This is a genomic window from uncultured Chryseobacterium sp. (genome assembly GCF_913776365.1).
GTDB lineage: Bacteria > Bacteroidota > Bacteroidia > Flavobacteriales > Weeksellaceae > Chryseobacterium.
On sequence record NZ_CAJYMO010000298.1, the window covers coordinates 1 to 4977 of the forward strand.

3 protein-coding genes are annotated in these 4977 nt (G+C 45.5%); all 3 read left to right on the forward strand.

Annotation, left to right across the window (positions count from 1 at the left end; translation table 11 throughout):
- Window positions 1–205: 205 nt before the first annotated feature.
- Window positions 206–2623, forward strand: coding sequence for an ABC transporter permease (locus tag QZ735_RS15525; RefSeq protein WP_294250202.1), 2418 nt, complete (start codon window positions 206–208; stop codon window positions 2621–2623).
- A gap of 47 nt (window positions 2624–2670) precedes the next feature.
- A complete protein-coding gene (locus QZ735_RS15530) occupies window positions 2671–3957 on the forward strand; it encodes a TolC family protein (protein ID WP_294250205.1) in 1287 nt (428 codons plus the stop codon).
- A gap of 275 nt (window positions 3958–4232) precedes the next feature.
- Window positions 4233–4977: ketoacyl-ACP synthase III (locus QZ735_RS15535; RefSeq protein WP_294250208.1), on the forward strand; the 745-nt coding region annotated here is incomplete at its 3' end.

Below are 4977 nucleotides of genomic sequence, written 5' to 3' on the forward strand. Positions count from 1 at the left end.
GATTGATATGTCGGTTTTCCCGTTTCTGGTAAGCCTTACTTCCCTGCTGGTCCTGACATTTACCGTAGTCAGCATCAAAGCCCGGCAGGCCACGAAAGTAGATCTGGTGAAATACCTGAAATATGAATAGATCCCGGCCCCTTTCTGATCACCGATCCTGAAGACTTATTGTAAACACCTATTTTTTAACCTGAAAATCAAAACTATGTTATACAACTGGCTCAAAATAGCGTTCATCAACTATAAAAAAAACTGGCTGTCCACGCTGATCAATATTCTGGGATTAAGCACCGGATTAAGCGTGTTCCTGCTGATTTTTATCCACTGGCAGGATGAAAGATCGTATGAACAGTGGATCCCGGAAAAAGAGGATATTTATTTTGTAGAAAACAGCAGTCCTTCTTTCGGAATGCAGGCCGTTTCGAGCTATCCGGAACTCTTTGTTTCCAAAGAGAAGTTTCCTGAAATCAGGGAGGTAACCATCTACAATGATTGGGGAAGGAAAAAACTGAGTAACGGCAGCCGGACCGTCTATGCTTTTTCAGCCGCTGCCGAAGGTTCTTTTTTCAACATTTTCCCCTTTGAAAACAGAGCCGGCAATTTCCGGAATGCGTTGGACACTAATGGTGGAATTGCCCTTTCGGAGAAGACTGCCCGGCAGCTGTTCGGGGATGATTATGCCGCTGCCATCGGAAAAACCGTAAGGAATGATTCTGATGAGAAGGAATATGTCGTAACGGCCATTTACCGTGCTCCGGAAAACCATACCGTCTTCAGCCCCGACTTCCTTTTCAGGCATCCTTACCTTGAAGACAGCAAAAACCAGTGGACCAGCTACAGCTACTACGGTTTCTTCAAACTAAAGCCCGGCACGGACCCCAAGGTTCTGGAACAGAAACTTACCCGGCTTATGAACGAACAGGAAAAAAGGGCTGCCATAAAATGGGGCGGTAAAATTGATGAAAAAAATGCGTCCCGCGTTTACCTTACTCCGGTAAGCCAGATGAAGCTGGACGCCAGAAGTGACGGAATCCGTAAAGGAGATAAAAAATCCATCCTGATTTTGCTGGGTTTATCTGTCCTGATTTTGCTGTTATCCGGCATCAATCTCATCAACCTGAAGACAGCACAGGCTTCCCAGCGGGCCAAAGAAGTCGGGATACGGAAAGCTGCCGGCAGCACGAACTCCGCACTGGTCCTGCAGTTTCTGCTGGAGACCTTCATGATCTGCCTGGCGGCGTACCTCATCGCTTTGACTATGATTGAACTCGCGCTCCCTTTTTACAACCGTTTCCTGGATAAAGAAATGAAACTGAATGATCCCCGGATTTTCCTCTATTCAGGAGGGCTGCTGATTCTTTTTGCCATCGTTGCAGGGCTTTTTCCTGCCGTTTATCTCGCCAGTTTCAGGCCCGTCAACACCCTGAAAGGCAATTTTGCCCGGAGCAAAAACGGAGCCCTGTTAAGAAATTCCATCCTGACTTTGCAGCTCGTCATCTCCTCATTTTTCATCATCTGCTCACTGATCATCCATACACAGGTACGCTACATGATGAACAAGGACCTTGGCTTCAGGGGAAAACAGGTCATCCAGGTTGATTTCAAAAAAGCCAACTGGGAAAACAATTTCAATGCCGTCAAATACGGACGGCTGAAAAACGAATTGAAAAAAATACCGGGTGTGGCAGACGTTACCGGATCCATCAATTCCATAGGACGAGGGGCATCCAACTCTTCTGTCGTAAAAAATGCGCTTGATACTACCCGGTCAACTGAAGCCATGCTGGGAGCTGTTGATGAAAACTACCTTTCCTTCTATCACGTCAGATTCATCTCCGGAAGGAATCTGGATTGGAAAAAAGCTTCGGATACCATCAACGGGGCTGTAGTCAACGAAACGTTTGCCGCAAAAATGGGCTACCGGCCTCAAAACATTTTAGGGAAAGAATTCGTTACCGGCTGGGACGGCAAGAAAAAGTACAGGATCCTGGGTGTGGTCAGGGACTTTTACTACGGCGGTGTCGACAAGCCTGTCCAGCCCGTTGTTTTCTTCAATTATAACAGGAACTGGACACAGAACAACATGAATAATGTACAGATAAAGCTGTCGGAGAGCGATATCAGCGGTACCCTGGAGCGCATCAGGAAATTCTGGTCTACCAAAGCAGAACCCGGTTATCCCTATGAATATCAGTTCATCGATAAGCAGTTCGGCGAAACCTTTGAAAAATTCCGGAAACAGCAGATGCTTTTCACTTCACTCAACATCATCGTCCTGGTGATCGCATTATTGGGGCTGTTTGCTTTATCTTCTTTACTGGTGGTACAGAAACTGAAAGCGGTAGCCATCAAAAAAACGCTGGGCGCCAACGAAAGAACCATTGTCTGGGATCTTACCCGGAGGTTTCTTCTGATCTGTGCCCTTGCCGTCCTCATCAGCATGCCCCTGGGATATTATGCAATGAACGAATGGCTGAAAGATTTTGCCTACAGGATCGAAATGCCCGTATGGCCTTACCTGCTGAGCCTCCTGCTGTTACTGTTGCTGACTTTTGCAGTGGTAAGCATCAAAGCCTACAGGGCAACAAAAATCAGCCTTATCAGGTATCTGAAATATGAATGATAAGGGAAGCTCTTCTTTACTGCCTTGTTTAAATTGAATATACACTCATGAAAAAACTATTATTCCTGCTCGTCATGAATCTTTTTCCGGCCCAGCAGAGCTGGAACCTTGCCCAATGCCTGGACTATGCTGCCATGCATCATCCCCTGGTAAAACAGTCTGCCATAGAAATCCGTAAAAACGAAAGACGGGCGGATGCTGCAAGGGGGATGCTGCTGCCTTCTGCCGATATGGGAATCAGTCATCATTACGGGTTCGGGTCTTCCATCAATCAGGACAATAACCAAAGGGAGGTCGTTAACACCCAATACAGCCAATTGTATGCGCAGGCCAGCTGGGAACTGATCAACTGGAGAAATTATCTTAGTATTTCCCTTTCCCGGATCAATAAGGAAACTTCAGTCTACAGGATGAAGAAAGCACAGAATGAAGTGAGCATGAATGTCATCCAGACATTTTTCACCTACCAGAACAGCAGAAGCTGGCTGGAAGTCCTGCAAAGTCAGATCTCCGGAATTGAGGAACAGATTGCCCGTACTGAAAAAGAAGTGGAGATCGGGAACCGGCCGAAAAGCGATGTATATGACATCAGGGCCAACCTGGGCACCATGCAGGAACAATGGGTTTCCGCCAAAAACCTCCGCGACCTTTCAAAAATCAATCTCCTGAACGCCCTGGCCATTACAAGAGATACCCTGGACTTCACTATAGCGGAAGAACCGCTGGAAGAACCGGATTTTAACAGTGATCTGTTTGTCCGCGAACTGCTGGAAAAAAACCCGGCCTACCGGAGTATCACAAAAGAAATAGAGGCCCAGCAGAAAAACACGGCCCTGGCAGGATCTGCCTATCTTCCAACCCTGAACGGCTCATATACCTGGTCCAGCTTCTACAACAGGATTCTGGGCCAGGATGCCGCTCCTTTCCGGGATCAGATCGGCAATAATAAAAACCAGCAGGTGACACTCAGCCTGAATATTCCGGTGTTCAACAGATTACAGATAAAAAACAATGTGGAAATCGCTAAACTGAATGTGATCAATACCTGCTATGAGAGGGATATCATCAGCAATGATTTAATAAAAAGCATCAATTCGATCCGGGCAGAATTTCTGAATGCACGGGAAAAATACCGCCTGCTGCAAGGCAATTTTGAAAACCAGCAGCTTTCATTCGGTAAATCCGAAGAAAAATATAAGGAAGGACTGATGGATGCCTATACCTTTTTTATTGTAAGAAACAACTGGCTCCAGGCTAAGTACAACCTGATCAGCAGCAAAAATGAAGTTTTACGGCAGACTGAACTTCTTAAAATATTAAAAACGGAAAAATAAGCAGGTTGTTTTAATAATTTCTGTAATAATAATTGTTAATTATGTTAAATTTAAATCATATTCCGTATTTATGATGATTTTCGTTTTTAATGGCTTACCTTTATCCGGAAAATTTGAATTATAAAACACAAATCCCTTGATATTTGGTATTTACAGGCAGTGTCTATTTACAATAATCTGCGGCAATTTCCATTCAGAAGGAAAAGCTGCCGGAGGTATGATCATACCGCCACTCCGTTATCTCCCGTTATCAAGGATTAGCATCTTATCTGTACATGACAAGCAAAATCACCGGTGTAGGAAAATACATCCCTTCAGAAACCATTACCAACTTATTTTTTGACAAACACACCTTCATGAATGAACAGGGTGCTGTACTTAAGGATGACAATGCTTCTATCACCAGCAAACTGCAGAAAATTACCGGAATTGAGGAACGCAGATATGCAGGTTCCGGTCAGGTTACTTCCGACCTTGGCCTTATCGCCGCACAAGCGGCACTGGAAGATTCCGGAATAGATCCGGAGACCCTGGACTATATTATTTTCGCCCACAATTTCGGGGATGTCCGCTACGGTACCGTACAGTCTGATGCCGTTCCCAGCCTCGCGTCCCGAGTAAAGCACCTGCTGAAAATCCGGAATAACTTCTGTGTGGCTTATGACGTCCTTTTCGGATGTCCGGGATGGATTGAAGGGGTAATACAGGGGCATGCCTTCATCAGGTCCGGGATGGCAAAAAAATGCCTGGTCATCGGTGCGGAAACGCTTTCGAGGGTATCGGACGTCCATGACCGGGACAGTATGATTTATGCTGACGGTGCCGGTGCAGTAGTATTGGAAGCCAGTGCAGATGATCATTCGGGAATCAAATCCCATCTCTCCGCTTCTTTTACATTTACTGAAAAAGATTATCTCTATTTCGGAAAATCCTATAATAACGAAAGCTGTCCGGATACGAAATACATCAAGATGGACGGAAGAAAGATTTATGAATTCGCCCTTTCCAATGTTCCCGAAG